31 protein-coding genes are annotated in these 26,573 nt (G+C 62.3%); 5 read left to right on the plus strand and 26 right to left on the minus strand.

The window, feature by feature from the left end; translation table 11 throughout:
- Nucleotides 1-120 precede the first annotated feature (120 nt).
- From flgJ to flgB, 9 genes are all read right to left on the minus strand, one after another.
- A complete protein-coding gene (gene flgJ / locus D7I37_RS23260) occupies nucleotides 121-1,065 on the minus strand; it encodes a flagellar assembly peptidoglycan hydrolase FlgJ (RefSeq protein WP_095098021.1) in 945 nt (314 codons plus the stop codon).
- On the minus strand, nucleotides 1,065-2,165 hold the full coding sequence (locus D7I37_RS23265; RefSeq protein ID WP_129544447.1) for a flagellar basal body P-ring protein FlgI: 1,101 nt from the start codon (nucleotides 2,163-2,165) through the stop codon (nucleotides 1,065-1,067). Before D7I37_RS23265 ends, flgJ begins: the two co-directional genes overlap by 1 nt.
- A 43-nt stretch (nucleotides 2,166-2,208) precedes the next feature.
- Nucleotides 2,209-2,910, minus strand: coding sequence for a flagellar basal body L-ring protein FlgH (gene flgH, locus D7I37_RS23270; protein WP_061794696.1), 702 nt, complete (start codon nucleotides 2,908-2,910; stop codon nucleotides 2,209-2,211).
- Between the two features lie 76 nt (nucleotides 2,911-2,986).
- Entirely contained in the window at nucleotides 2,987-3,769 is a 783-nt protein-coding gene (gene flgG / locus D7I37_RS23275) for a flagellar basal-body rod protein FlgG (RefSeq protein WP_129544448.1), read from the minus strand.
- A gap of 18 nt (nucleotides 3,770-3,787) precedes the next feature.
- On the minus strand, nucleotides 3,788-4,543 hold the full coding sequence (locus D7I37_RS23280) for a flagellar basal body rod protein FlgF (RefSeq protein WP_061794698.1): 756 nt from the start codon (nucleotides 4,541-4,543) through the stop codon (nucleotides 3,788-3,790).
- Nucleotides 4,544-4,555: 12 nt separating this feature from the next.
- Complete coding sequence (gene flgE, locus D7I37_RS23285; RefSeq protein WP_129544449.1) at nucleotides 4,556-5,779, minus strand: flagellar hook protein FlgE; 1,224 nt, start codon at nucleotides 5,777-5,779, stop codon at nucleotides 4,556-4,558.
- A gap of 62 nt (nucleotides 5,780-5,841) precedes the next feature.
- Entirely contained in the window at nucleotides 5,842-6,519 is a 678-nt protein-coding gene (gene flgD / locus D7I37_RS23290; protein WP_061794700.1) for a flagellar hook assembly protein FlgD, read from the minus strand.
- Between the two features lie 15 nt (nucleotides 6,520-6,534).
- Complete coding sequence (gene flgC / locus D7I37_RS23295; protein ID WP_061794701.1) at nucleotides 6,535-6,939, minus strand: flagellar basal body rod protein FlgC; 405 nt, start codon at nucleotides 6,937-6,939, stop codon at nucleotides 6,535-6,537.
- Nucleotides 6,940-6,944: 5 nt separating this feature from the next.
- Entirely contained in the window at nucleotides 6,945-7,358 is a 414-nt protein-coding gene (gene flgB / locus D7I37_RS23300; protein ID WP_061794702.1) for a flagellar basal body rod protein FlgB, read from the minus strand.
- A gap of 160 nt (nucleotides 7,359-7,518) precedes the next feature.
- Between flgB and flgA the strand changes: the two genes are divergently transcribed.
- The 5 genes from flgA to D7I37_RS23325 all read left to right on the plus strand — a co-directional run bounded on the left by flgA (nucleotide 7,519) and on the right by D7I37_RS23325 (nucleotide 9,965).
- The gene (gene flgA / locus D7I37_RS23305; protein WP_061794772.1) at nucleotides 7,519-8,172 is read left to right on the plus strand and encodes a flagellar basal body P-ring formation chaperone FlgA; all 654 of its coding nucleotides are present in this window, start codon (nucleotides 7,519-7,521) and stop codon (nucleotides 8,170-8,172) included.
- A gap of 128 nt (nucleotides 8,173-8,300) precedes the next feature.
- Entirely contained in the window at nucleotides 8,301-8,612 is a 312-nt protein-coding gene (flgM, locus tag D7I37_RS23310) for a flagellar biosynthesis anti-sigma factor FlgM (protein WP_061794703.1), read from the plus strand.
- Between the two features lie 41 nt (nucleotides 8,613-8,653).
- On the plus strand, nucleotides 8,654-9,088 hold the full coding sequence (locus tag D7I37_RS23315) for a flagella synthesis protein FlgN (protein WP_061794704.1): 435 nt from the start codon (nucleotides 8,654-8,656) through the stop codon (nucleotides 9,086-9,088).
- Between the two features lie 207 nt (nucleotides 9,089-9,295).
- Nucleotides 9,296-9,670, plus strand: coding sequence for a type II toxin-antitoxin system RelE/ParE family toxin (locus tag D7I37_RS23320; RefSeq protein ID WP_095098030.1), 375 nt, complete (start codon nucleotides 9,296-9,298; stop codon nucleotides 9,668-9,670).
- Entirely contained in the window at nucleotides 9,663-9,965 is a 303-nt protein-coding gene (locus D7I37_RS23325; RefSeq protein WP_061794706.1) for a DNA-binding transcriptional regulator, read from the plus strand. Before D7I37_RS23320 ends, D7I37_RS23325 begins: the two co-directional genes overlap by 8 nt.
- A 9-nt stretch (nucleotides 9,966-9,974) precedes the next feature.
- On the opposite strand, the gene D7I37_RS23330 is transcribed toward D7I37_RS23325, so the two are convergent.
- From D7I37_RS23330 to flhD, 17 genes are all read right to left on the minus strand, one after another.
- Nucleotides 9,975-10,379 carry a flagellar protein FlhE gene (locus D7I37_RS23330; protein WP_061794707.1) on the minus strand — a complete coding sequence of 135 codons (405 nt, stop codon included), beginning with the start codon at nucleotides 10,377-10,379 and terminating at the stop codon, nucleotides 9,975-9,977.
- Entirely contained in the window at nucleotides 10,379-12,457 is a 2,079-nt protein-coding gene (gene flhA / locus D7I37_RS23335) for a flagellar biosynthesis protein FlhA (protein ID WP_129544450.1), read from the minus strand. Before flhA ends, D7I37_RS23330 begins: the two co-directional genes overlap by 1 nt.
- Nucleotides 12,450-13,601 (minus strand): flagellar biosynthesis protein FlhB, encoded by a 1,152-nt coding sequence (flhB, locus tag D7I37_RS23340; protein ID WP_129544451.1) that lies wholly within the window; start codon nucleotides 13,599-13,601, stop codon nucleotides 12,450-12,452. Before flhB ends, flhA begins: the two co-directional genes overlap by 8 nt.
- A 125-nt stretch (nucleotides 13,602-13,726) precedes the next feature.
- On the minus strand, nucleotides 13,727-14,125 hold the full coding sequence (locus D7I37_RS23345) for a type II toxin-antitoxin system VapC family toxin (RefSeq protein WP_019452963.1): 399 nt from the start codon (nucleotides 14,123-14,125) through the stop codon (nucleotides 13,727-13,729).
- Nucleotides 14,125-14,358, minus strand: coding sequence for a type II toxin-antitoxin system VapB family antitoxin (gene vapB / locus D7I37_RS23350; RefSeq protein WP_061794711.1), 234 nt, complete (start codon nucleotides 14,356-14,358; stop codon nucleotides 14,125-14,127). The genes D7I37_RS23345 and vapB overlap by 1 nt, the downstream gene beginning before the upstream one ends.
- Nucleotides 14,359-14,484: 126 nt before the next feature.
- The gene (cheZ, locus tag D7I37_RS23355; RefSeq protein ID WP_061794712.1) at nucleotides 14,485-15,129 is read right to left on the minus strand and encodes a protein phosphatase CheZ; all 645 of its coding nucleotides are present in this window, start codon (nucleotides 15,127-15,129) and stop codon (nucleotides 14,485-14,487) included.
- Between the two features lie 10 nt (nucleotides 15,130-15,139).
- Entirely contained in the window at nucleotides 15,140-15,529 is a 390-nt protein-coding gene (gene cheY, locus D7I37_RS23360; RefSeq protein WP_006326141.1) for a chemotaxis response regulator CheY, read from the minus strand.
- A gap of 103 nt (nucleotides 15,530-15,632) precedes the next feature.
- Complete coding sequence (locus tag D7I37_RS23365; protein WP_061794713.1) at nucleotides 15,633-16,682, minus strand: chemotaxis response regulator protein-glutamate methylesterase; 1,050 nt, start codon at nucleotides 16,680-16,682, stop codon at nucleotides 15,633-15,635.
- Nucleotides 16,682-17,554, minus strand: a complete 873-nt coding sequence (gene cheR / locus D7I37_RS23370; protein WP_061794714.1) for a protein-glutamate O-methyltransferase CheR — start codon at nucleotides 17,552-17,554, stop codon at nucleotides 16,682-16,684. The genes D7I37_RS23365 and cheR overlap by 1 nt, the downstream gene beginning before the upstream one ends.
- Before the next feature lie 28 nt (nucleotides 17,555-17,582).
- A complete protein-coding gene (locus D7I37_RS23375) occupies nucleotides 17,583-19,208 on the minus strand; it encodes a methyl-accepting chemotaxis protein (RefSeq protein WP_129544452.1) in 1,626 nt (541 codons plus the stop codon).
- An 80-nt stretch (nucleotides 19,209-19,288) separates the two neighbouring features.
- On the minus strand, nucleotides 19,289-20,959 hold the full coding sequence (gene tsr, locus D7I37_RS23380; protein ID WP_095098043.1) for a methyl-accepting chemotaxis protein: 1,671 nt from the start codon (nucleotides 20,957-20,959) through the stop codon (nucleotides 19,289-19,291).
- Nucleotides 20,960-21,114: 155 nt separating this feature from the next.
- Nucleotides 21,115-21,615 carry a chemotaxis protein CheW gene (gene cheW, locus D7I37_RS23385; RefSeq protein ID WP_061794773.1) on the minus strand — a complete coding sequence of 167 codons (501 nt, stop codon included), beginning with the start codon at nucleotides 21,613-21,615 and terminating at the stop codon, nucleotides 21,115-21,117.
- Nucleotides 21,616-21,647: 32 nt separating this feature from the next.
- Nucleotides 21,648-23,603 carry a chemotaxis protein CheA gene (gene cheA / locus D7I37_RS23390; RefSeq protein ID WP_129544453.1) on the minus strand — a complete coding sequence of 652 codons (1,956 nt, stop codon included), beginning with the start codon at nucleotides 23,601-23,603 and terminating at the stop codon, nucleotides 21,648-21,650.
- A complete protein-coding gene (gene motB, locus D7I37_RS23395) occupies nucleotides 23,600-24,535 on the minus strand; it encodes a flagellar motor protein MotB (RefSeq protein WP_061794718.1) in 936 nt (311 codons plus the stop codon). Before motB ends, cheA begins: the two co-directional genes overlap by 4 nt.
- Nucleotides 24,532-25,422: a flagellar motor stator protein MotA gene (gene motA, locus D7I37_RS23400; RefSeq protein ID WP_061794719.1), complete on the minus strand. Its 891-nt coding sequence runs from the start codon at nucleotides 25,420-25,422 to the stop codon at nucleotides 24,532-24,534. The genes motB and motA overlap by 4 nt, the downstream gene beginning before the upstream one ends.
- Before the next feature lie 159 nt (nucleotides 25,423-25,581).
- Complete coding sequence (gene flhC / locus D7I37_RS23405) at nucleotides 25,582-26,166, minus strand: flagellar transcriptional regulator FlhC (protein WP_170310329.1); 585 nt, start codon at nucleotides 26,164-26,166, stop codon at nucleotides 25,582-25,584.
- On the minus strand, nucleotides 26,166-26,516 hold the full coding sequence (gene flhD, locus D7I37_RS23410) for a flagellar transcriptional regulator FlhD (protein ID WP_061794720.1): 351 nt from the start codon (nucleotides 26,514-26,516) through the stop codon (nucleotides 26,166-26,168). Before flhD ends, flhC begins: the two co-directional genes overlap by 1 nt.
- Nucleotides 26,517-26,573: the final 57 nt, after the last annotated feature.

The raw sequence follows: 26,573 nt of genomic DNA on the forward strand, positions 1-26,573 counted from the left end.
TAAATAATCGGCGTCGCAGCAAGGCGACAAGCAAGGGCGTCCCCGGGAGCCTGGTCAAACCGAGTGACCGGGGCAAGCTTGTGCAGTCAACGCCGCTGCGGCGTCAAGAATGACGGGGCTTTAGAACAGATCTTTCAGATCGTGGGTATAGGCCCGCACCGCCTGCTCGCCGGCGCTCTTCATCTGCCGGATCACGCCGACCAGCTTGCTGGCGTACTGCGGATCGGTGGCGTAGCCCGCCCGCTGCAGGGCGTGCGCCGCCTGCTCCGGGCTGCGGGCGGCGGCCACGTCGGCATAGCGCGGGTTGCTGGTCAGCAGCCTGACGTAGTCGGCGATCGCTTCGACGTAAGATCCGTAAACGCGGAATTTCGCCTTGATCTTCTTCGCCGCCCCCTGCTCGAACTCGGTGGTGGTGATTTCCGTTACCGGGCCGCTCCAGCCGGCGCCGGCCTTGATGCCGAACAGGTTGTAACTCGGCGCGCCGTCGGCGGTCGGAATTTCGCGCTGGCCCCAGCCGGATTCCAGCGCCGCCTGCGCCACGATCAGCTGATGCGGAATGCCGCTCTGCTGGCTGGCGACGCGCGCCGGGATCGCCAGGCGAGCGACGAAGTTGCCGTTGTTCAACGACAGCGGCGAGACCGCCGGCGGCGCTTTCGGCACCGCCCGGCGGAGGATCTGCTCCAGCGCCGGGTTCGGCAGCGTCCGCAGTACCTCATGATCCAGCGCCATCGGCGACATGCCCGCCGTTTCGCTCGGCACGGCGTTGGCGTTGCTCATCTGCCTGACCATCATATCGGCCAGCCCCAGCCCTTTCTGCGACATCTGCTGGGCGATTTGCTGGTCATACATCGAGGTATAAAGCCGGGTTTGATCGCTGCTCAGCACCCCGTCCTGCGGCAGCGCGGCGCGCATGCTCTTCAGCATCATCTGCACGAACATCCCCTCGACCTGCTGCGCCACCTGCTTCAGGTTGCCCTGCGGGTCGGCCGCCGCGTCGCGTTTCAAGCCGTTCAGCGCCTGGGCATCATAGGCCGCGCCCGACATGGCCATCAGATCGCCGGCCATCAGATAATTTCCAGCTTGGCGCGCAGGCAGCCGGCGCTCTGCATCGCCTGCAGGATCGACATCAGGTCGATCGGCGTGGCGCCCAGCGCATTCAGCGCGCGAATGACGTTGTTCAGATTGGCGCTGGCGTTAACCTTCTGCAGCGATCCGCCCTGCTGCTGCACCGATATCTGGGTGTTCGGCGTCACCACCGTCTGCCCGCCGCCAAACGGCGTATTCGGCTGGCTGACGGTATTTTGCCGATCGACCACCACCGACAGGTTGCCTTGCGCCACCGCGCAAGAGTCCAGGATCACATCGCGGTTCATCACCACCGAACCGGTGCGCGAGTTGATGATCACCTTGGCGTCGATCGCCCCGACGCTGACGTGGATATTCTGAATTTCCGCCAGGAAGCGCACCTGCGAGCTGTTGCCCTGCGGCACCAGCACCTGAATGGTGCGGGCGTCGAGCGGTGAAGCGGTGCCGCCGCCGCGCTGGCGGTTGATGGCGTCGCTGATCTGCTGCGCCAGGGTGAAGTCTTCGTCATTCAGCTGCAGGTTGATAACCCCGCCGCTGCCGAAGGTGGTCGGCAGTTCGCGTTCGATGGTGGCGCCGTTGCTGATGCGCCCGCCCGCCAGCTGATTGACCTGCACGCTGCTGCCGCCGGCCGCCGCGCCGGCGCCGCCCACCAGCACGTTGCCCTGCGCCAGCGCGTAGACCTGGTTATCCACGCCTTTCAGCGGCGTCATCAGCAAGGTGCCGCCGCGCAGGCTTTTGGCGTTGCCCATCGAGGACACCACCACGTCGATATTCTGCCCGGTGCGCGAAAACGGCGGCAGCCTGGCGGTCACCATCACCGCCGCGACGTTTTTCAGCTGCATGTTGGTGCCCGGCGGCACGGTGATGCCCAGCTGCGACAGCATGTTGCTCAGGCTCTGGGTGGTGAACGGCGTCTGCATGGTCTGGTCGCCCGAGCCGTCCAGCCCCACCACCAGCCCATAGCCGATCAGGGCGTTGTCGCGCACCCCTTGCACCGTCACCAGATCGCGGATGCGCTCCGCCGCCGCCGCCAGACTTATCGTTCCGATCAGCAAAGCCATCAGGAATTTTTTTATCATTGGAACCTCATTCGCCTTAGCCAAAAAGCGTTATAGCCTGAACTCAAAACGGGGAAACATTTAAGAAGAAGCGCTGCAGCCAGCCCATGGTTTGCGCCTCGTTGATATAGCCGTTGCCGACGTATTCGATGCGCGCGTCCGCCACCTGGGTGGAGGTGACCGAGTTATTGCCGCTGATGGTGCGCGGGTTGACCACGCCGGAAAAACGGATGAACTCGGTGCCCTGATTGATGGCGATCTGTTTTTCCCCCACCACGTGCAGGTTGCCGTTGACCAGCACCTGATTGACCGTCACGGTGATGGTGCCGCTGAAGGTATTGTTGGCGTTGGCCCCGCCCTTGCCGCCGAAGGTGCTGTCGCCGGAAATGTCCATGTCGGCGCGCGCGTTGCCCAACAGGCCGTCCAGATAGCGCGGCGAGGTGGCGACGCCGAATTTGCTGGCGCCGTTGCGGCTGGCGTTGGCGGAGGAGCTTTTGCTGGCGCTGACGTTTTCCTGCAGCACGATGGTCAGGGTATCGCCGACGTTGCGCGGGCGGCGATCTTCAAACAGCGGCTGATAGCCGTAGTTCATCGGCTGCACCGTCTGGAAAATTGAGCCGTTCGGCACCGGCGCCCCCGCCGGCGCGGGCTGCGCCGTGGTCGCACCGTCCACCAGCGGTTTGTGCGGTATGTAAGCGCAGCCGCTCAGCGTCAGCATCACCATTCCCGCCAGCCAGCGTTGTCCCTGCCGCGGCAGGATTGCCATCGAATATGTGGTTACCACGGGTATCGCCTTTGTTTCACTAAATGGGGTTACGGGCGCAGCAGGCTGCGCCCGTCAATTACAGCTGCGTCAGTTTTTGCAGCATCTGATCGGAGGTCGATACCGCCTTGCTGTTGATCTCGTAGGCGCGCTGGGTCTGGATCATATTGACCAACTCTTCCGCCACGTTGACGTTGGAGGTTTCCACGTAGCCCTGATACAGCAAGCCGGCGCCGTTCAGCCCCGGCGTGCTCTCGTTCGGCGCGCCCGAGCTTTCGGTTTCCTGATACAGATTCTCGCCGACGCTTTCCAGGCCGCTGTCGTTGACGAAGGTGGTCAGCGTCAGTTGCCCTACCTGCTGGGCGGCGGTTTGCCCCTGCAGGGTGACGCTGACGATGCCGTCGCGCCCGACGGTGATGCTCAGGGCGTTGGCCGGAATGGTGATGGCCGGCTGCACCTGAAAACCGCTGGCGGTCACCAGTTGGCCGTTCTGATCGATCTGGAACGAGCCGTCGCGGGTGTAGGCCTGGCTGCCGTCCGGCAACATCACCTGGAAGAACCCCTGCCCTTTAATGGCGACGTCCTTGCTGTTGTTGGTCTGCGACAGGTTGCCCTGGCTGTGCAGGCGTTCGGTAGCGACCGGGCGCACGCCGGTGCCGATCTGCAGGCCGGAAGGCAGCGTGGTTTGCTCGGAGGACTGCGCCCCCGGCTGACGCATGGTCTGGTACAACAGGTCTTCAAACACCGCGCGTTGGCGTTTGAAGCCGTTGGTGCTGACGTTGGCCAGGTTGTTGGCGATCACGTCCATATTGGTCTGCTGCGCGTCCAGACCGGTCTTGGCAATCCATAACGATGGGATCATTGATTATTTCCTTGCTGCTTAACTCAATGAGAGCAATGAGTTGGCGCGCTGTTCGTTTTCATCCACGCTGTGGATGACCTTCATTTGCATTTCGAAACGGCGGGCGTTGGCGATCATGTCGACCATGGTCTCCATCGGCTTGACGTTGCTGCCTTCCAGCACCCCCGGCATCACCCGCACCAGCGGATCGTTCTGCAGCAGGTTGCCGCGCTGCCGCTGGGTTTCCGGCGTTGGCCGGAACAGACCGTCGTCGCCGCGCATCACCTCGCGCGCGTCGGCCTTCACCAGTTTCAGGCGGCCAATCTGCGCGATGGTGTTCGGCGGGTCACCGGCATTCAGCGCCGAAATGGTGCCGTCGGCGGCGATGGTTACCTCCGCCGACGGCGGCACTTCGATCGGCCCGCCGTCGCCCATCAGCGGCATGCCCTGCACCGTCAATTGCCCGGTGGAAGAGATCTGGATATTGCCGTTGCGGGTGTAGGCCTCACCGCCGCCCGGCAGGCTGACCGCCAAAAAACCGTCCTGCTGCAGCGCCACGTCCAGCGGGCGCGCGGTGTAATTCAGCGCGCCCTGGCTCATGTCGGCGCCCGGCGTCGAGGCGGTGACCAGCGTACGGGTCGCCAGGCTCGGGCCGTCAACCGGCACCGCGCGCAGCGCCGACAGCTGGGCGCGAAAGCCCGGCGTCGCGGCGTTGGCCAGGTTGTTGGCGGTGACCGCCTGTTGGTCCAGCGTCTGCCGCGCCGCACCCATCGCGGTATAAATCGCGTGATCCATAAATCAATCCTGTTAGCGCAGGCTGACCAGCGTCTGCAGGATCGAGTCCTGCGTCTTGATGGTCTGGGCGTTCGACTGATAGTTGCGCTGGGCGACGATCATGTTCACCAGCTCCTGGCTGAGATCGACGTTGGACGACTCCAGCGCGCCGCTGGCCAGTTTGCCGAGGCCGCCGCTGCCCGCCAGGCCGACGCGCGGCTGGCCGGAAGCGCCGGTTTCCTGCCAAACGTTATCGCCCTGCGAAGACAGGCCTTCCGGGTTGGAGAAGTTGGCCATTACGATCTGGCCCAGCACCTGGGTCTGCTGGTTGGAATAAATCCCCACCACCGTGCCGTCGTTGTTGATCTGGAAGTTGGTGTATTCGCCGGCGGCATAACCGTCCTGCGCCACCTTGCTGACCGAGTCGCTGCCGACGTTTTGCTGCATGCTGCCGGCGAAGCTCAGGGTGAAGTTCTGCGCCGGCGCGCCGTCTTTGGCGGCCATCGGGATCAGCATGTTGAAGTCGCCGGCGGCGCCCTGGGCGCTGGTGGTGCTCACCAGGTTGCCGCTGGTGCTGAATTCCATGGTGCCCACGTCTACCGGCGCCGCGCTGCCGTCCTGGGTATAGACCTGCCACTTATTGTTTTCGGTCTTCACGAAGTAGGCGTTGATGTTGTGCGCATTACCCAGCGAATCGTAGGCGGTGATGGTATTGACGTAGTTGTAGCTGTCCTGCTTGGTCGGATCGAAGGTCTTGTTTTCCGGCACCTTGTGGGTGGATTTCAGGTTGGCCACCATCTCGCCCGAGGTGGACGCCTTGGCGTTCATCATGCCTTCGGGAATGCTCAACGGCACCGGGTTGGCGCCCTGTTGAATGGTCGGCGGCGTGCCGGCCGCCGGGTAACCGGTCAGCTGCAGCCCCTGCATGTTGGTCAGGTTGCGGTTCTCGTCCAGCTTGAACTGGCCGTTGCGGGTGTAAAAAATGCCGCCGTCCTTGTCCTGCATGCGGAAGAAACCGTTGCCGGTGATGGCGACGTCCAGCGCGCGGCTGGTGCCGGTGGTGGTGCCGCCCTTGAAGTTCTGGGTGATGCCGGACACCTTGACGCCCAGCCCGACCTGCGAACCGGCGAACATGTCGGCAAAGGACACGCTGCCGGATTTGAAGCCGGAGGTGGCGGAGTTGGCGATGTTGTTACCGATCACGTCCAGGTTGGTTGCTGCCGCGTTCAAGCCGCTGACTGCCTGAGAAAAGGCCATGTTATTCTCCGAATAGTGGTCAGGCTATCGTCCGATTGAGCCTGATGAAACAAGGAATGGGGTTATAAAATCTGTCGCACTTCTTCCAGGGTGGCGCTGCCCGCCAGGCCGAGATCCAGCCTGGCGCCGTTCGCGTCGCGGATCACGCCGTTGACCATGCCGAAGTGCAGGCTGCGCGCCACCAGCTGCTCGCCGTTGCCCTTGGCGTTGACAGCCACTTTGTAGGCGCCGTCGGGCGCGGTGCTGCCGTCGTCCAGCGAACCGTCCCAGGTAAACGCGTGCACGCCGGCGGTCAGGCCGCCGATCTCGATGGTGCGCACCACCTGGCCGCTGGCGTTGGTGATGGTGGCGGTCACCCGATCGGCGGCGCGCTCCAGCTCGACGCCAAACGGCGTGGTGCTGATCTTGCCGTCTTTGCTGCCCGCCAGGATGTTGTTGCCGGGCACCATCACCCCGTGGCCAATCAGCGCGCTGGCCTGCAGCGACTGGTTGCTGTTGATTTGGCCTGAGATGGAGCCCAGCGTGGTGTTGAGCTTCTCGATGCCCTGCACCGTGTTGATCTGCGCCAGCTGCGAGGTCAGCTCGTTGTTCTGCATCGGGTTGGTCGGGTCCTGATTCTTCAGCTGCGCCACCAGCAGCGTCAGGAAGCTGTTGCTCAGGTCCTGGCTGTTGGTGGTTTTGCCGTTGGCGCCGATGAGCGTGTCATCCAGCGATGCATTGGTAGTTGGGGCCACTGACATGGCGATATCTCCCGGTTACTGACCCAGCGTCAGGGTTTTCATCATCATCGACTTGGTGGTGTTAAGCACCTCGACGTTGGCCTGATAGCTGCGGGAGGCGGAAATGGTGTTGACCATCTCGCCCACCACGTCGACGTTCGGCATGCGCACATAGCCCTTGGCGTCCGCCAGCGGGTTACCCGGCTGATACACCAGCCGCTCCGGCGCCGGGTCGTCCACCACCTGCGCCACTCGCACGCCGCCGGTCGGCTGGCCAGGCGCCGCCGCCACTTCGAACACCACCTGCTTGGCGCGATAGGGCTGGCCGTCCGGGCCGGTTACGCTGTCGGCATTGGCCATGTTGCTGGCGCTGACGTTCAGGCGCTGCGACTGCGCGGACAGGGCCGAGCCGGAGATATCGAAAATATTCAGTAAAGACATGAGCCTTATCCTTGTTGCAGCACCGACATCATCCCTTTGATCTGACCGTTGATCAGCGTCAGGTCGGTCTGATATTTCAGGCTGTTATCGGCAAAATGGGTACGCTCGCGATCCATGTCCACCGTGTTGCCGTCCATCGACGGCTGATCCGGCACCCGGAACAGTAAATCGAGCTGCGGCGGCTGCATGTTCTGCGCCGGTATGTGGCGCGCCGCCGTCAGGTTAAGCGCGATGCCGCCGCCGCTGACGCGCCCCTGTTCCAGCACTTTATTCAGCTGGCTGGCGAAATCGATATCCCGCGCCTGATAGCCCGGTGTGTCTGCGTTGGCGATGTTAGCGGCCAAAATTTCCTGCCGCCGGGCGCGCAAGTTCAGCGCCTCTTGACCAAAGCGCAGAGCAGCGTCCAGTTTGTCGAGCATGCCCCCTCCGCGAGGTTAGAATTTGGAGCCGACAGCATAAACGCCCGCAGCGCCAGCCTATCGCGGGAATAAGGGCAAAATGGGTCGCTATTTGTCTGCTTAGCCAGCGCGTCGTACGGGTACACTTACGCGCATCCCGATGAAGCTTGAGAAGAGAATGATGAAAGGTAAAATGCTGCTGCTTGCCGGGCTGCTGTGCAGTCCTGGCGCCCGCGCCGAAGGTCTGGCGACGCAAATCGAAAGCTTCATCAAGGGGCGCTTCACCGACGCCGCGGTGCAGGTCAAGGTGCGGGTGCGCACCCCGCCGGCGCAGTGGCCGCAGTGTGCGGCGCCGCAGCTGTCGCTGCCGTCGAACGCCCGCTCATGGGGCAATATCAGCGTCTCGGTGCGCTGCGGCCAGGAACGGCGCTTTATTCAGACCCAGGTGCAGGTGATCGGCCGTTATCTGGTCTCGGCGCGCGGCATCGGCGCCGGCAGCCGCCTGACTGCGGCGGATCTGCAGCTGAAAACCGGCCGGCTGGATACCCTGCCGCCGCGCACCCTGACGACAACCGGCAAAGCGCTCGGCGCCGTCAGCCTGCGCAATATCAGCCCCGGCCAGCCGCTGACCTTCGCCATGCTGCGCCGCGCCTGGGTGATCAAGGCCGGTCAGCGGGTGCAGGTGAGCGCCCGGGGAGAGGGGTTCAACATCAGCGGCGCCGGCACCGCGATGAACAACGCCGCCGCCGAAGACGGCGTACGCGTGCGCATGGCGTCGGGCCAAATCGTCAGCGGCGTCGCCGGCGAGGATGGCGGCATCCGCATTGCGTTATAAAAGTGTAAAGGTTTGCCGAACCTTGCCGATAAGAAAAATAGAGGCAGTATTTTATTGGCCACCAGGGCCGCAAAATTATCATTGCAGCGCCGTCGCCGCTACGGCGATGGCGCAGATGGAGATTGACCATGAGTATCGATCGCACCCAGCGGCTGCAACCTGTTCCAACGGTGCAACCGCGTGAAACTCCCGCCGACAATCCGCTTCAGCCGCGCAAAGCCGCTACGGCGGAAACGGCCGTCAGCGGCACCCAGGTAAAGCTGAGCGATGCGCAGGCGCGCCTGATGCAGCCGGGCACCCAGGATATTGACATGGGCCGGGTAGAAGCCATCAAGCAGGCGATCCGCAGCGGCGAGCTAACCATGGACGCCGGTAAAATCGCCGACGCGCTGCTGCAGGATGCGCAACGCGATGGCCACTGGAACGCCGGGCGCGACTGAACGCGCAGCGGCAGGGAAAATCTGAAGGATAATCAACCACCATGGAAAACCTGGCAAAACTGCTGGATAAGCTGCTGGAAACGCTGCAGGCGCTGGATACGGTGCTGGCGGAGGAACATCATCTGCTGTGTTCGGGCCAGTTGCCCGGCGTGGCGCTGCAGCGCGCCACCGACGCCAAGAGCCAGCTGCTGGCCACCGTCGCCTACCTGGAGCAGCAGCGCCTGGGTGCCGAAAACGCCCACCGGCAACGCGCGCCTTATGCCGACCAGCCCCCGCTGGCGGATCGTTGGCAACGGGTGCAGCAACTGAGCCAAACGCTGCGCGAGAAGAACCAGCACAACGGCATGTTGCTCAATCAGCAGATCGATCACAACGCCCAGGCGTTGGCCATCCTCAGCAAAAACAGCAAATCGCTGTACGGACCGGATGGCCAATCGCGCGGCAATAGCCTGCTGGGGCGTAAAATCGGCGTCTGAACCCTCTTCTTCGCCCGGGGCCGCCGGGCGTGCGCAGCCGATCGCACCATCACTCTACACTCTGCCGTTTACCGCTGTTTATTCGCGCAGCATCACGCATCCTTTACGTTAACGCCTTGCCTGCGCCAGCCGGGTCCGCAACCCTGCGTCGGTTTTTAAACCCCTTGATCTATACCCTAATCGGGTATAAATTTCACAGGAGAGTGAATGACCGACATTTACCTCACCAAAACCTTCCAGGCCTTCGCCGCCGGTGAACGCATCCGCGATGCCGCGATAATAAAAGCCGCGCGCGAAATGCAAAATCAGCTGTATGACGCCAACCTCGGCGGCTGCGCATATAAAAAACGCATCGCCCGCCCCGGCGGCGGTAAACGCAACGGCTATCGCGTGCCGATCGCCTTTTGCGATGAAAATCGCCTGTTTTTCATGCGCGGTTTTGCCAAAAGTGAGAGAGAAAACATCAGTACGGATGAGTTACAGGGATTGAAACATCTGGCTGCGCTGTATCTGGATTATTCGCCTTTCAGACTCTACCAGTTGGTCAACAACAAGGAATTAAGGAGGCTAAGCGATGAGTAAAATTCTTGCCGAGATCCACCAGGAAGTTCAGGGCCTGCACCGCGCCGGGTTTGTCGATGACGTCACCATGCGCACCTTCGACATGCTGTGCCTGCGGCCGGTCAAGCACTATGGGCCGGAAGACATCCGCGCGCTGCGCGAACGCGAAAACGTCAGCCAGCCGGTGTTCGCGCTGTATCTGAACGTCAGCAAAAAAGCGGTGCAAAAATGGGAGCGCGGCGAAGCGCAACCGAACTCCGCCGCCATGAAGCTGCTTTCTCTCATCGACCGCAACGGCCTGGCGATACTGGCCTGAGGCGTTCGGTCACTGATAGTTGACAATCACCTGATTGCCGATCACCCGCAGCGGCGGATTCAGCCCGCCGCGCGACTGCACAAGATAAATAAAACGCAATTCCACGTTGGCCGGTTCGCCCTGCAGCCCACGGCTGGTGCCGCTGCCGCCGCCCAGCGGGATGCAGCGGCTCGGGGTGCACAGCTGCGCCTGCAGGCCGGCCGGTTCGCCCGACAGCAGGCGATAGCGCCAGCTGACGCTGGTGATGCGCGCATCGGCGTTCGGCAGCGCATTCGGCGGGCGCAAGGCGTCCGACGCGTCGCGCACGCCGCCCTGCTCCAGCGTCACGCCGGCCCCCTCGGCCACCCAGGAGCCGGACACCGCCAGGGCCAGGGACGGCGCCAGTAAAAACAGTATCGTCAGCCAGGCTTTCATTATGCGGCTCCAATGGTCGAGGTCATGCGGATTTGCCGATCGTCGTTGATTTCCAGATTCGACAACACCACCATTTGCGGCAGGCTGCGGCGCAGGAACCGCGCCAGCAACGCCCGCAGCGCATGGTTGACCAGCAGCACCGGCGGCGCGCTGAGCATTTCCTGCCGCTGCAACGCCTGCTTCGCCTGGTCCAGCAGGCGATCCGCCAGCCCCGGCTCCAACCCGCCGCCGCCCTGCAGCGCCTGCAGCAGCAACCGTTCCAGCTGGGTGTCCAGACCGATGACCTGGATCTCGCCGTGGCCCGGGAACCACTGTTGCGTGATGGCCCGGCCCAGCGCCACCCGCACTACCGTGGTCAGTTCGTAAGGATCGCTCTGCGTCGGCGCATGCTCCGCCAGCGTTTCGATGACGGTGCGCATATCGCGGATTGAAACCCGTTCCGCCAGCAGATTCTGCAGCACCTTATGCAGCGTGGTCAGCGACACCACGCCCGGCACGAAGTCTTCGGTCAGCTTCGGCATCTCCTGCGAGACGCGATCCAGCAGCTGTTGCGTTTCCTGGCGGCCAAACAGCTCGCTGGCGAACTGGCCAATCAGGTGATTGAGGTGCGTGGCCACCACCGTGCTGGCCTCGACCACGGTAAAGCCCTGGATCTGCGCCTGCTCGCGCAGCGCGCTGTCGATCCACACCGCTTCCAGCCCAAAGGCCGGATCGACGGTTTTGTCTCCCGCCAGTTCGCCCACCGCGTTACCGGGGTTAATCGCCAGCCAGCGGCCCGGCTGCGCCTCGCCGCCGCCGATTTCCACCCCTTTCATCAGGATGCGGTAGCCGGCGGGCGGCAGTTCCAGGTTATCGCGGATGTGCACCACCGGCGGCAGATAGCCCATGTCCTGAGCGAACTTCTTGCGAATGCTGCGGATGCGCCCGAGCAGCTCGCCGTTCTGCTGGAAATCCACCATCGGGATCAACCGATAACCGACTTCCATGCCCAACGGATCCTCCAGCTGCACGTCGGACCAGCTGGCCTCGGCAGCCTGCGGATTTTCCTGCGCCGCCGGCGCTTCCGCCGCCTTCGGCGCCTGCTGCTCGCGGCCGCGCAGCCACCAGGCCAATCCCAGCAAGGCGGCGGTAAACAGCAGGAACACCAGGTTCGGCATGCCCGGCACCAGGCCCAGCAGCCCCAGCACCGCGGCGCTGAGCAGCATCACCCGCGGGTTGTTGAACAGCTGGCCGACCATCTGTTCGCCCACGTCCTGATCGGTCGCCACCCGGGTGACTATCACGCCGGCCGCGGTGGAGATCACCAGCGCCGGGATCTGCGCCACCAGGCCGTCGCCGATGGTCAGCAACGTGTAGCTTTCCGCCGCCGCCCCCAGCTCCATGCCGTGCTGGATCACGCCGACCAGCAGGCCGCCGACCACGTTCAGCACCATGATCATCAGGCCGGCGACCGCGTCGCCGCGCACGAACTTGCTGGCGCCGTCCATCGAGCCGTAGAAATCCGCTTCCTGGGTCACTTCGGCGCGGCGCTTCTTGGCCTCGTCTTCCCCGATCAGACCGGCGTTGAGATCGGCGTCGATCGCCATCTGCTTGCCCGGCATGCCGTCCAGCACGAAACGCGCGCCCACTTCGGCGATGCGCCCGGCGCCCTTGGTGATCACCATAAAGTTGATCAATACCAGAATGATGAACACCACGATGCCGATGGCGAAGTTGCCGCCCACCAGGAAGTGGCCAAAGGCCTCGACCACGCGGCCGGCGGCGGCCGAACCGGTATGGCCTTCCATCAGGATGATGCGCGTCGAGGCCACGTTAAGCGACAGCCGCAGCAGCGTTGAGAACAGCAGAATGGTCGGGAAGGCGGCGAACTCCAGGGTGCGCTGGGTAAACATCGCCACCAGCAACACCATGATCGACAGCGCGATATTGAAGGTGAACAACAGGTCGAGAATGAACGCCGGCAACGGCAGCACCATCATCGACAGGATCATCAGGATCAGTATCGGGCCGGCCAGCACCTGCCACTGCGTATCTTTAAAATTACCCGGCAAACGAAGCAGGGAGGCCAAATTAGCCATCAGAGTTACTCTCTCCAGCAAAGTCCAGTGCTTCCGGCACCGGTAAACGTTCAGGTTTTTTCGGGATCAGACCGCCCTCGCATCGCCAGCGGCGCAGCCGGTAAACCCAGGCCAATACCTCGGCGACCGCGGCGTACAGGGTGGCCGGGATAGGTTGCCCAATCTCGCTGTGTCGATACAGCGCGCGCGCCAGCGGCGGCGCCTCGAGCAGCGGGATGCGGTGTTCAGCGCCCAGTTCGCGGATGCGCAGCGCAATCTCGCCGGCCCCCTTGGCCAGCACTTTCGGCGCGCTCATTTTCTGGTCGTTGTACTGCAGCGCCACCGCGTAGTGCGTCGGGTTGGTGACGATCACGTCGGCCTTCGGCACGTCGGCCATCATGCGGCGCCGGGCGATCGCCCGCTGTTGCTGGCGAATGCGCCCCTTGACGTGCGGGTCCCCTTCCTGGTCCTTGAACTCGTCGCGGATATCCTGCCTGGTCATCTTCAACTTCTTGAAGTGGCTCCACAGCTGATAAAACACGTCGAACGCCACCATCGGCGTCAGCCCCAGCACCACCAACAGGCCGCAAAAAATAATCATCTGCAGCGCATTGGCCAACGCATCGAGCGGCTGTTGCGTCACCAGGTGCAGCATCGCCGCCCAGTTGTGCCACAGATACAAACCGGTGACCCACCCCACCAGCGTCGCCTTCAGCACGCCCTTCAGCAGCTCCGCCAGCACCTGGCTGGAGAAGATGCGCTTCAGCCCGGACAGCGGGTTCATGCGCTTCAAATCAAACTTGATCGACTTGCCGCTGAACAGGATGCCGCCCAGCAGCATCGGCGCGGCGATCGCCACCAGCACCAGCCCCGCCATGATCGGCAGCAGCGCCCAGACCGCCTGGCGCAGCAGCATGCCCAGCTGGCGCAGCATTTGTTTGTCGTTGCTGACCATGCCGTGGTCGAAATGCAGCCCCTGGGTCAGCATCATCGCCAGCTGTTGCGCCATATTGCCGCCGGACAGCCAAACGATCGCCAGCCCGGCCACCAGCATCAGCACCGAGGTCAGCTCGCGCGAACGCGGGATCTGGCCATCTTCGCGCGCCTTTTCCAGCCGATGGGGCGTGGGGGCCTCGCTTTTTTCCAGATCGCTGTCTTCAGCCACGCGCCGTTCCTGTACCGGGAGGGAATAGAATGGCGGTCAGCATGCCAAAAAACTGCCGATGTCATTGATGGAACAGCGGGGAAAAAGGCGGGGTATTTAGGGGATGAGGCAATCAAGGGGAGACGTTACAGCCAATTTTCCAGCCGTAAGCCATCAACGCGCTCAAATTCGCGTCGGTTATTGGTCACCAGAATCAATCCTTCGCTGCGCGCATGCCCAGCGATATGCAGATCGTTTACGCCAATAGGCGTTCCCTGACGCTCCAGCGCAGCCCGAATGTTGCCGTAGTGCGAAGCCGCTTTGGCGCCGTAATCGAGAATGTCCAATCGGGAGACAAAATCCTCAACCACTCTCGCGTTAACCGCCGGACGCGAGCTTTTCTCCACTCCGTGAACCAATTCGCCATAGGTGACCGACGAAATGACCATTTTGCCCGCATAGCGATTGAACGCCTCCAGCACTTCCAGAGGCCGGCGCTTGATGACATAGATAACAATGTTGGTGTCCAGCATATGGCTGAACATCAAAACTCTTCCCGCTCGCGCTGGTGTTGCCCGGCGCGTTCATTGAGGAAGTCATCGCTCACCTCATTTTCCGCGCAGAAGAAACTGTCCCAGGTATTCTCCAGAGGGGCAAGAATGCGCTCTTTGCCCACTACGCGGACGGTCACTTTAGAAACGGTATCAGGGAAACGCACCTCTGTAGGCAAGCGTACAGCCTGTGTCCGATTATTGGTAAAGACAGAACCTAACGTCATGGCGACCTCCTTTAACTGGAGTACAAATTATAACCGCCATGATGTATATAGCAATGCTATATACATTAATCTTTGCGGGACACAGCGCAACTTGTCGGGGCGCGCCGTCGCGCGCCCCGACAAGGGTCAAAAACCGAGGCTGTCGAGCAGATCGTCGACCTGCGCCTGGTTGGCTATCACGCCGGCGCCGTTCTGGTCGAGCTGCGGGCCGTTGAGCAGGCTGTCGTTCGGCCGCTTCTCTTTCACCGGCTGTTCCGGAATATTTTCCATCAGCACCATCAGCAGCTGTTTTTCGATCTCCTGCACCACGTCCATCATGCGCTTGATCACCTGGCCGGTCAGATCCTGGAAGTCCTGCGCCATCATGATTTCCAGCAGTTGGGCGTTGGTGAACGCCGTGTGCCCCGGTACCTGATCCAGATACGCGCGGGTATCGGTAACCAGCGAACGGGCGTCGGCCAGGTCGATCGGGTTGGCGAACCATTCATCCCAGCGTCCTTTCAGCGCATCGGCTCCGGACTCCAGCTCCGCCTGACGCGGCTGCGCCGCCTCCACGCAGTTCAACGCCCGTTCCGCCGCCTGCGCCGTCATGGTCACTACATAGTCAAGACGGTCGCGCGCATCCGGGATCGCCTCTGCCGCCTGGGCGATCGCCTGATCGAGCCCCAGCTCGCGCATGCTGTCGCGCAGCATGCGGGTCAGTTGGCCGATGCGGGAGATGATCTCTCCCGCGGTCGCTGCATCGCTGGCAGGCATTGGAATCTCTCTCATCGCCCTCTCCTTACATGCCCAGTTTTTCGAAAATCTTATTGAGCTTTTCTTCCAGCGTCGCCGCCGTAAAAGGTTTCACCACGTAACCGCTGGCGCCGGCCTGCGCCGCCGCGATAATGTTTTCTTTTTTGGCTTCCGCCGTCACCATCAGCACCGGCATGGCGGCCAGCGCGCCGTCGGCGCGAATGGTCTGCAGCAGTTCAAGGCCGTCCATGTTCGGCATGTTCCAGTCGGACACCACAAAGTCGAAGCCGCCGGCGCGCAGCTTGTTCAGCGCATCCGCGCCGTCTTCGGCCTCTTCGACGTTATTGAAGCCCAGCTCTTTCAGCAAATTCCTGACGATGCGGCGCATAGTGGAAAAATCGTCCACCACCAGAAATCTGAGATTCTTGTCTGCCATTGCTACTCCTGAAGTTTTTAACCGTTTTAATGGTGCAAAATAGCGGCCCGCCCAACGGCGGCCGCTGACCCGATGCCCGCAGGGTTGGCCCTGCGGAATAAAATCAAATGCGCAGCGCCTGGCCGCCGGCGATCTGCGCCAGCATCCGCTGGCTGATGCGTTCCAGCTCCACCACCTCGCTGACGCCGCCGCCGGCGATGGCTTCGCGCGGCATGCCGAACACCACGCAGCTGGCCTCGTTTTGCGCCAGGGTATAGGCGCCGGCGCGGTGCATCTCCAGCATGCCGGCGGCGCCGTCGTTGCCCATGCCGGTGAGGATCACCCCGACCGCATTGCGGCCGGCGTACTGCGCCACCGAGCGGAACAGCACGTCCACCGACGGGCGGTGACGGTTAACCGCCGGGCCGTCGTGCAGCTTCACCTGGTAGTTGGCGCCGCTGCGCGTCAGCTCCAGATGGCGATCGCCCGGGGCGATATAGGCGTGGCCCGGCAGCACGCGTTCGCCGTCTTCCGCCTCTTTCACCGTGATTTGGCACAGCTTGTTCAGGCGTTCGGCGAACGAACGGGTAAAGCCCGGCGGCATATGCTGGGTGATCAGCAAGGCCGGGCTGGTGGCCGGCAGCGGCTGCAGCACCTGGCGGATCGCCTCGGTGCCGCCGGTGGACGCGCCGATGGCGATCAGCTTCTCGCTGCTCAGCAAAGGCGCATGGCTGAGGATCGCCGGCGCCGGGCTGGTGGAACGCTGCGGCAGCCGCGCCTTGGCGGCGGTGCGGATCCTCTCGGCGATCAGCTCGCTGTAGGCCAGCATGCCTTCGCGAATGCCGAGCTGCGGCTTGGTGACAAAATCCACCGCCCCCAGCTCCAGCGCGCGCAGGGTGATCTCCGAGCCCTTGCCGGTCAGCGACGACACCATCACCACCGGCATCGGCCGCAGCCGCATCAGCTTTTCGAGAAAATCGAGGCCGTCCATGCGCGGCATCTCGACGTCCAGCGTCAGCACCTGCGGGTTAAATTTCTTGATCAGATCGCGCGCCACCAGCGGGTCCGGCGCGGTCGCCACCATCTCCATGTCGGCATGGCCGTTGACGATCTCGGTCATCAGTTGGCGCATCAGGGCCGAATCGTCTACGCACAACACTCTGATTTTATTCATTACCTCTCCTTGGTCAGCCCATACACGGTCTGCCCACGCAAGTAGAAATCCCGGCTGATCTGGCTGAAATTCTCCGAGTGGCCGGCAAACATCAGCCCCCCCGGCTTAAGCAAGGGAACGAAGCGGCGCAGGATGCGCTCCTGCGTCGCCTTATCGAAATAGATCATGACGTTGCGGCAGAAAATAGCGTCGAACTGCCCCGGCAGCGCCCATTCCGGCGCCAGCAGGTTCAGCGGCTGGAAGTTCACCCGCGCCGCCAGATCCGGCCGCACCCGCACCAGCCCCTGATGCGGCCCGGTGCCGCGCAGGAAATAGCGCTGCATCTGCGCCGGCGTCAGGGTGCGCAGATCTTCCTGGCGATAGACGCCCGCCTCGGCCTTCTCCAGCACCTGGGTATCGATGTCGCTGGCCCACACCTGGCAGCCGGTGGCGCGCTGCCCCAGCGCCTCGCTGAGGGTGATGGCGATCGAGTAAGGTTCTTCGCCGGTCGACGCCGCGGTGCTCCAGACGCTGTAGCCGTTGGGCCGCGAGCGCGCATGCTCCGCCAGGATCGGGAAGTGATGCGCCTCGCGGAAAAACGCCGTCAGGTTGGTGGTCAGCGCATTGATGAACGCCTGCCATTCGGCGCTGTGCGGGTCGCTTTCCAGCAGCGCCAGATAATCGCCGAAGTCACTCAGGCCCAGCAGCCGCAGGCGGCGCACCAGGCGGTTGTAAACCATCTCGCGTTTGTGCTCCGCCAACACGATGCCGGCGCGCTGATAGATCAGCTGGCTGATGCGACGAAAATGCACGTCCGACAGCGGCAGGCGCTGCACCATTTGCGTCAGCAACGACGCCGGGTCTCGATTCTGGGTTGAGGGCGCCTGCTTCATGCCTGCTCGCTCAGGTAAAACGGGTTGCTTATGCGCTTTGACAATCTGGGGCTTCCTTTACCGCGGGTGAAACTGCGTCATGACTGTTACCTGGCGCGGCGACGTTATCGTCCGCCAGACGGAATACCGACACCGCGTCCGCCAGGGTGATGGCCTGATCCTCAAGGGCGGCGGCGGCCGAAGCGGCCTCTTCCACCAACGCGGCGTTCTGCTGGGTCACCTGGTCCATCTGGGTGACCGCCTGCGTTACCTGCTCAATGCCGCGGCTTTGTTCATCCGAAGCCGAGGCGATTTCCCCCATGATGTCGGTCACCCGGGTCACCGAACGCACGATGTCCTGCATGGTGGCGCCGGAGTTTTCCACCAGCACCGAGCCCTGCTTAACGCGGCTGACCGACTCGTCGATCAGGCCTTTAATCTCTTTTGCCGCCTGGGCGCTGCGGCTTGCCAGATTGCGCACCTCACCGGCCACCACCGCGAAGCCGCGGCCCTGTTCGCCGGCGCGCGCCGCTTCCACCGCCGCATTGAGCGCCAGAATATTGGTCTGGAAGGCGATGCCGTCGATCACGCTGGTGATGGCGCCGATCTTATGCGAACTGTTGGCTATCTCGTGCATGGTGGTCACCACGTCGCCGGCCAGCGCGCCGCCCCTGGCGGCGGTGGCGGAGGCGTCGCGCGCCAGCTGGGACGCCTGGCGGGCGTTGTCGGCGTTTTGCTTCACCGTGGCGGTCAGCTGTTCCATGCTGGCGGCGGTTTCCTCCAGCGAAGCGGCCTGCTGCTCGGTGCGCGAAGAAAGATCGTTATTGCCTTCGGAAATCTCCTGCAGGCCGATCAGTATCGATTCCGCGCCGTCGCGCACCGCGCCGACGGTGCCGATCAGCGACTGCTGCATGCGCTGCAGGCCGGCGAACAGCTGGCTGATTTCGTTGCGGCCGTACACCTGGATCGGCGCGGCCAGATCGCCGGCGGCGATGCGGTCAAAATGGCTGCGCATGATGTTCAGCGGCTGCACCAGCATGGTTCGCAGCCACCACATGGCGCTGCCGGCGACCAGGATCAGCATCAGCACCGCGCCGGCCACCAGCCAGCCGGACAGCGTGAAGGAGAGCTGATTGGCGCCGTTGGCCTGGTTAACCTTGTCGTTCACCAGCTGCAGATACTGCACAAAATCGGCCTCGAACCGATCCTGGGTTTTCTGCGTCGGCTGATCCATAAACGCCTGCAGATTATCGTTCTCCAGGAAGCCGATCAGCTCGCGCAGCGCGCCGCGCAGGCGCTGATAGCTGGCCCGGGTGGCTGCGGTCAGCTGCAGTTCCTGCTCGCTGGTGCGCTCCACCGCCAGAAACTGATTGAAATAGAGGTCGGCTTTTTGCAGTGAACTGCGGGCATTGCCCATCAGCGCGTTCACCTGATCCTGCGGCAGCTTCAGCGCGGCGCGGGTGCCGGCGCGGTTCAGGGTGTTGCGCGCCTGCAGCAGCGACACCCAGCTCAGGCTGAGCGCATCGCGCTGCTGGCTGCCGAGGGTGATAAGGTTAAGGTTGTGGTTATCGGATCGAAAAGCGGTATAGGACAGGCCGCTGGTGGCCAACTGCATAACGCAAAAAGTCATCAACAACAGAAACAGACTGGTAGAGACGCGGATTCGGTTAAACACGGTGAACCTCCTTGCGGCCGGCCACAGGCCCGCCTACGTAGGGAAAGGGGCCTCTGCGCAAAAGAGAGGCCCAGTGCCGGTCAGAACGTTTCCCAGTTATCCTGCAGATCGCTGGCGTTCATTTTTTTATGATTGATTGCCGGGGTTAGCGCCGCCTTGCTGCCGGCGGGCGCTTTGAATTCCTCCTGCCCCTCCGCCCTCAGGCGGAACACCGCCACCGACTGGGTCAGCATGCTGGCCTGTTCTTCCAGCGCCGCCGCCGCCGAGGCGGACTCTTCCACCAGCGAGGCGTTCTGCTGGGTGACGCGGTCCATCTCCGCCACCGCCTGGCCGACCTGATCGATACCGCGGCTTTGTTCATCCGACGCCGAGGCGATTTCGCCCATGATGTCGGTAACGCGGGTGACCGCATTGACGATATCGCCCATGGTTTCACCGGCGCTTTCCACCAGCACCGATCCCATATCGACGCGGCTGACCGAGTCTTCGATCAGCCCCTTGATCTCTTTCGCCGCCTGGGCGCTGCGCTGCGCCAGATTGCGCACTTCGCCGGCCACCACCGCGAAGCCGCGGCCCTGTTCGCCGGCGCGCGCCGCTTCCACCGCCGCATTCAGCGCCAGAATGTTGGTCTGGAAGGCGATACCGTCGATCACCCCGGTGATGTCGGCGATTTTCTGCGAGCTGCCGGCGATGTCGTGCATGGTCTGCACCACGTTGGCCACCACCTTGCCGCCTTTCTGCGCGGTTTCGGAGGCGCTGAGCGCCAGCTGCGAAGCCTGGCGGGCGTTTTCGGCGTTCTGTTTCACCGTGGCGGTCAGCTGCTCCATGCTGGCGGCGGTTTCCTCCAGCGAGGCGGCCTGCTGCTCGGTGCGCGAGGAGAGATCGTTATTGCCGGCGGCGATTTCCGATGCGCCGCTGTAGATGGCGTCGGCGCCCTGGCGCACGCCGCTGACGGTTTCGATCAGCTCGTTCTGCATGTGCTTCAGGCTGGCGGCCAGCACGCCCATTTCGTTGCGGCTGGTGACCGCAATCGGCTGGGTCAGGTCACCGGCGGCAATCTGTTTGATGTGTTCGATCATGCGGTTCAGCGGGCGCACCAGAATGTGGTGAATGCCGGTCCACACCAGTACGATCGTCGCCAGCACCACCAGCAGCACCACTCCCAGCGTCCACAGGGCCGAGGTGAACGAGCGGTTGCTGTCTACGACCGCGCCCTGATACAGCTTGTCGTTCTGCGCCAGATAGGTGTTGTAGATATCCTCAAAACCGTCCTGGTAGCTTTGCGTCGGCTGGTCGAAGAAGGCGTTGATTTTGCCTTCGCCCAACAGTTGGATCAGCTCCGACAGCGCGCCGTGCAGAACGCCGTACTGCTGCTTGAGCTTTTCTGCCGATGGCGCATCCTGGCGCGGGTCGAGCGGGATTTTTTCGTAGGCGGCGTAATGCCGCTCCGCCACCGTCAGCATGCTTTTCGCCGAGGTCAGCAGATCGTTGACGCTGGCGCCGCTGCCGATTTTATTGGCGTCCATCATGTAACGGATACCGGCGCGGTTCAGCGTGTTGCGGGTCTGCAGCAGGTTGACCCAGCTTTCATTCAGCTCAGACTGCTGCTGCCGAATGGTCTGCAGCACGGCGAAGTTTTCTTTGTCATTCTTCAGCGAGGAGAAAAATAGCCCGCCAGAAACCAGCTGCAAGGCGCCAAATAACACCAGCACCAGCAACAGGCTGGTTACCACCTTCATACGATTAAACATGATTTCCCTTGTTGAAAGCCCGAGCGGACAGGCTCTGTCTATGTTGAATGACAGGGTTATCGGCGCGGCGGGACAGAACTTTATGCGAGGGAGTCACTATTTTTGGCAGGGGAGCTAAAATGCCGGGGCCAGCGGGCTGGCCCCGGGAAACGCCATCAGGCGCTTTTCGCCACGCTGTCGACCAGCGACATCTCTTCGCTGCTCAGCAGTTTTTCGATATCCACCAGGATCAGCATGCGTTCGCCGAGCGAACCGAGGCCGGTCAGGTATTCGGTCGCCAGCGTGACGGCGAATTCCGGCGCCGGGCGGATCTGTTCGGCGGTCAGCGACAGTACGTCGGAGACGCCGTCGACCACGATGCCCACCACCCGCTGGCCAAAGTTCAGCACGATCACCACGGTGTTTTCATCGTAGGAGACGCCCTGCTGCGCGAACTTCACCCGCAGATCGATAATCGGCACAATCACGCCGCGCAGGTTGGTGACCCCTTTGATAAACGCCGGCGTATTGGCGATGCGCGTGACCTGATCGTAACCGCGGATCTCCTGCACCTTGAGGATATCGATGCCGTATTCCTCATTGCCCAGGGTAAAAATCAGAAACTCCTGACCTACCGTTTCGCCAGCCAGCTTGCTGACGGTTGCCAATCCTGCCATCTTGTTCACCTTCTGAATCAATAGATTAATTATTATGCGGCGGCGTCCGTCAGACGCTTCTCACGGTTTAGGGTTTGCAACGCCGAGACGTCGACAATCAGCGCCACGCTGCCGTCCCCCAGAATGGTGGCGGCGGAGATGCCCGGCACCTTGCGATAGTTGCTTTCCAGGTTTTTCACCACCACCTGATGCTGGCCGATCAGCTGATCCACCAGCAGCGCATAGCGGCGGCCGGCGCTTTGCAGGATCACCACGATCCCCTGGGTGGCATCGGTCTTGGCATTCTCCACCTGGAACACCCGGTACAGTTCCACCAGCGGCAGGTATTCGCCGCGCACCTGCAGCACCCGCTCGCCGCCGGCCAGCGGATGCAGATCTTCCGCCTGCGGCTGCAGTGATTCCATCACCGCATTCAGCGGCAGGATAAAGACCTCGTCGTTCACCTTGACCGACATGCCGTCGAGGATCGCCAGCGTCAGCGGCAGCAGGATGCGGATCGCGGTGCCCTTGCCCGCCTGGGAGTGGATCTCGACGTGACCGCCCATTTCCTGAATGTTTCTTTTCACCACGTCCATGCCGACGCCGCGGCCGGAGACGTCGGTCACCTGTTCGGCGGTGGAGAAGCCCGGCGCGAAGATCAGCATGCCGACCTCTTCATCGCTCATGCCGTCGCTGACCGCCAGCCCCTGCGAGGCCGCCTTGGCGAGGATTTTTTCGCGGTTGAGGCCGGCGCCGTCGTCGGTCACTTCGATGCAGATATTGCCGCCCTGGTGTTCGGCCGACAGCACCAGGTTGCCCACTTCCGACTTGCCGGCGGCGACGCGGGTAGCGGGATCTTCGATGCCGTGATCCAGGCTGTTGCGCACCAGGTGCGTCAGCGGATCGATAATGCGCTCGATCAGGCTCTTGTCCAGCTCGGTGGAACTGCCCTGCAGCGTCAGCTCCACCTGCTTGTTGAGCTTGCCGGCCAGATCGCGCACCAGCCGCGGGAAGCGGCTAAAGACGTATTCCATCGGCATCATGCGGATCGACATCACCGACTCCTGCAGGTCGCGCGCGTTGCGCTCCAGCTGGCTCATGCTGTTCAGCAGGTCGCCGTGAACCACCGGGTCCAGGTTGCCGGAGCGCTGCGCCAGCATCGACTGGGTGATCACCAGTTCGCCCACCAGGTTAATCAACTGGTCCACCTTCTCCACCGCCACGCGGATGCTGGTCGACTCGCTGGCCTTGGCGCGCGCTTTCGGCGCCTCGGCCGGGGCCGGTTTGGCGGCAGCGGCTTCGGCGATCGGCGCGGCGGCCGGCTCAGGCGGCGCTTCGCTCTGCGGCGGCGTAGCGAAGGCGATTTGCTCCGGCTCCAGCACGAAGCACAGCACCGCACTGATGTCATCCTCGCTGGCCGAGGTCAGCAGCGTCACCTCCAGGCTGTTTTCGGTCTGACGCGGATCTTTCACTTCGCCCAGATTGCCCAGCTCCTCCAGCATCAGCGGGATCTCGCTGGCCTTCAGGCCGGACAGGCTGATGCGCATGCCGCCTTCGATCGCCGCCGGCGCGGCTATGGCTTGCGGCACCGCCGGTTGTGCAGCGGGAGCCTGCTGCTGCGCTTCCAACGCCAGCTGGCGCAGCGCCTGGCAGATATATTCGAAGCTGTCGGCGTCGGGCTGTTGCGAGGTTTTATAGGCGTCCAGTTGCTCCTGCATAATGTCTTTGGTTTCCAGAAACAGGTTGATAATCTCGGTGCTCAGGCTCATTTCCTGACGCCGGGCACCGTCCAGCAGGTTCTCCAGCAGGTGGGTGGTTTCCTGCAGCACCGAAAAACCAAAGGTCGCGGCGCCGCCCTTGATCGAGTGCGCCGCGCGAAAGATGGCGTTCAGCGGCTCGATATCCGGAGCCAGCGGATCCAGCTCCAGCAGGTGCTGTTCCATGTCTGCCAGCAGCTCGTCTGCTTCATCAAAAAAGGTCTGATAAAAAGCGCTAATATCCATGCTCACGGGGTCACCTCGGGCTGTGAGTCGCGGTTAGTCGGTGCCGGCGCGGTCGCCGAAGGCGCCAGCTGTTTCAGGCGGTCGGGCTGGGCGATATCCATCGCGTTGCTTTCGGCATTTTCGTGCTCGATGCCCTGCTGAGTTTCCCTGTTCAGCACCAATACGGTAATCCGGCGGTTGATCGCATCGTCGGCGCCGTGCTGTTTCAGGCTCATGGTGGCCGCCATGCCCACCACCCGCAGCACCTTGCCCTCAGACAGGCCGCCGGCGATCAGCTCGCGGCGCGAAGCGTTGGCGCGATCGGCGGACAGCTCCCAGTTGCTGTAGCCGCGCTCGCCGCTGGCGTAAGGGATATCGTCGGTATGGCCGGACAGGCTGATCTTGTTCGGCAGGTCGTTGAGGATCGGCGCAATCGCCCGCAGAATATCGCGCATGTAGCTTTCAACCTGCGCGCTGCCGGTCTTGAACATCGGCCGGTTCTGGCCGTCGATGATTTGGATGCGCAGCCCTTCGTCCATCATGTTGATCAGCAGATGCGGCCGCAGCGCCTTCAGGCGCGGGTCCGACTCAATCAGCTCATCCAGCTGCTCGCGCAGCTTGTTGAGCCGCAGCTCTTCGGCGCGCTTTTCCGGTGAATCAACCCGCTTCTTCACCAGGCCTTCCTGCTGGGTCGGGTCATCGCCGCCGCCCGGGATCGGGCTGCTTTCCGAGCTGCTTTTATCGCCGGTGGTCAGCGCCACCTTCAGCGGGGTGCGAAAATACTCGGCGATTTGCGTCAGCTCCTGCGGGCTGGCGATCGCCAGCAGCCACATCACCAGGAAGAACGCCATCATTGCGGTCATAAAGTCGGCGTAGGCTATCTTCCAGGAGCCGCCGTGATGGCTGGCCTGATGCGCCTTGCGCTTTCTGACCAGAACGACCGGGTGATTCTGTTTCATGCTTCTTCTTCTTCCGTCGCCTGCTGCGCCGGCGCTTTCACCCGGCGCACGTGCTCTTCCAGCTCAACGAACGAAGGACGCTCGGTGGTGTACAGCGTTTTACGGCCGAACTCGACCGCGATCTGCGGCGCGTAACCGTTCAGGCTGGACAGCAGCGTAACCTTGATGCACTGCATCATCTTGACCGTCTCGGCGCTCTTTTGCCGCAGCAGGGTGGAAAGCGGAGAGATGAAGCCGTAGGCCAGCAGGATGCCCAGGAAGGTACCGACCATCGCGTTGGCGATCAGCGCCCCCAGCTCGGCGGCCGGGCGATCGGCCGAGGCCAGCGCATGCACCACGCCCATCACCGCCGCCACGATGCCGAACGCCGGCAGCGAGTCGCCGACCATCGCCAGGCTACCGGCCGGCACTTCGCTTTCCTGTTCGAAAGTTTCGATTTCTTCATCCATCAGCGCTTCGATCTCGAACGCATTCATATTGCCGCTCACCATCAGCCGCAGATAGTCGGTAATGAACTCCACCAGGGTGTTATCGGCAAGGATGCGGGGATAATTAGAGAAAATTTCGCTTTCCTGCGGGTTATCGATATCGAACTCGAGGGACAACATGCCCTGCTGGCGCGATTTGGCCAACAGCCGATACAGCAACGCCATCAGATCCATATACAGATCCTTGCTGTATTTCGAACGGCGCATCAGCTTGGGCAGCGCACGCAGCGTGGATTTGATGGCCTTGCCGTTGTTGCCGACGATAAAGGCGCCGATGCCCGCACCGCCGATAATCAGAAATTCTGCCGGCTGATACAGCGCGCCGAGATGGCCCCCCACGATCAGGTATCCGCCAAAAACCGCACCCAATACCACCAGATAACCCAAAATAACTAACACACGCATTCCTTAAATTAACAATGTGGATGGAAGGTGGGGCAAACGCGCCATGGCACGCCGGCGGCGCAGCAAATTGGGCTGCGTCGACGGGGCGGCATGGCCGCCCACTTGCGTATCACACGTCTGTTTTCACTGCCGAGAACCGGCAATGTTGCGGGCTCAAATGGCGCGTTTAACCTGCTCGTCCAGCAGTTGAGGAATAATATCGGCCAGTTGCGGCGAAAGTTTACGTCTTTTTACTGCGCGGGATGGGGGTTGGCATAAACTGCAGATAAAACCGTTAAGCGGTTGATGCGCATGGGTGATGAAGGCGCCGCCGCAGCAGCTGCAGGCGGAAAGCTGCAGCATGCCGCTGTCGACGAAGCGCACCAGCGTCCAGGCGCGGGTCAGCGCCAGCAACGGCGCCTCCCCCGCCTGCTGGGGGCACTGCTCCAGGTACAGGCGATAAGCCTTGATCACCGCCTCTACGCCGCTGCACTGCCCGCTTTTCATCAAAAATCGGTAGGCGTTGTAAAACATCGAAGAGTGGATGTTCTGTTCCCAGGTCATAAACCAGTCGGTAGAGAACGGCAGCATCCCTTTAGGCGGCGGGCTGCCGCGCAATTCCTTATAGAGTTTAATCAAGCGCCCGCGGCTGAGCTGGGTTTCGCTCTCCAGCATCTGCAAACGGGCCCCCAGTGAAATCAGCTCCATGGCGAGCTGAATGTCCTTGGCTTCCTGAACAATACTTTTCTCTACCATCATCAGGCTCTTTTCTTCGTCGCACTACCGTCTTTAGCCGATAGCTCTTGCAGTAAATGACTCGAAAGCAAAATCCCGGTATGGATTTGCTGCAGGGAGTCCACTCGCGACTCTTTGGTCAGGTGTTCGATACTCTGGCTGTCGTTAAAGCGGAAGTGGCAGATCAGCTGGTTGGTCTCCGCCAGTTTGACCATTTGCGGCAACGTCAGTTGCGCGAGTGCATCGGCCATGGTTTCGTCAATACCCAGACGGAACATCGCCGACGCTTTTTCATCATTAATCAATCGCTGTGCTAAAAGTAAGTATGACAAATTTATGTCATAAATATGCTTAAGTAATTCAGACGTACCCATATTCCCCATCCCGACAGACTATGTTTAAAAACATACGCTGGGTGATAATTTTTATCG

The sequence above is a fragment of the Serratia sp. 1D1416 genome, from assembly GCF_003641105.1.
Lineage (GTDB): Bacteria > Pseudomonadota > Gammaproteobacteria > Enterobacterales > Enterobacteriaceae > Serratia > Serratia ficaria.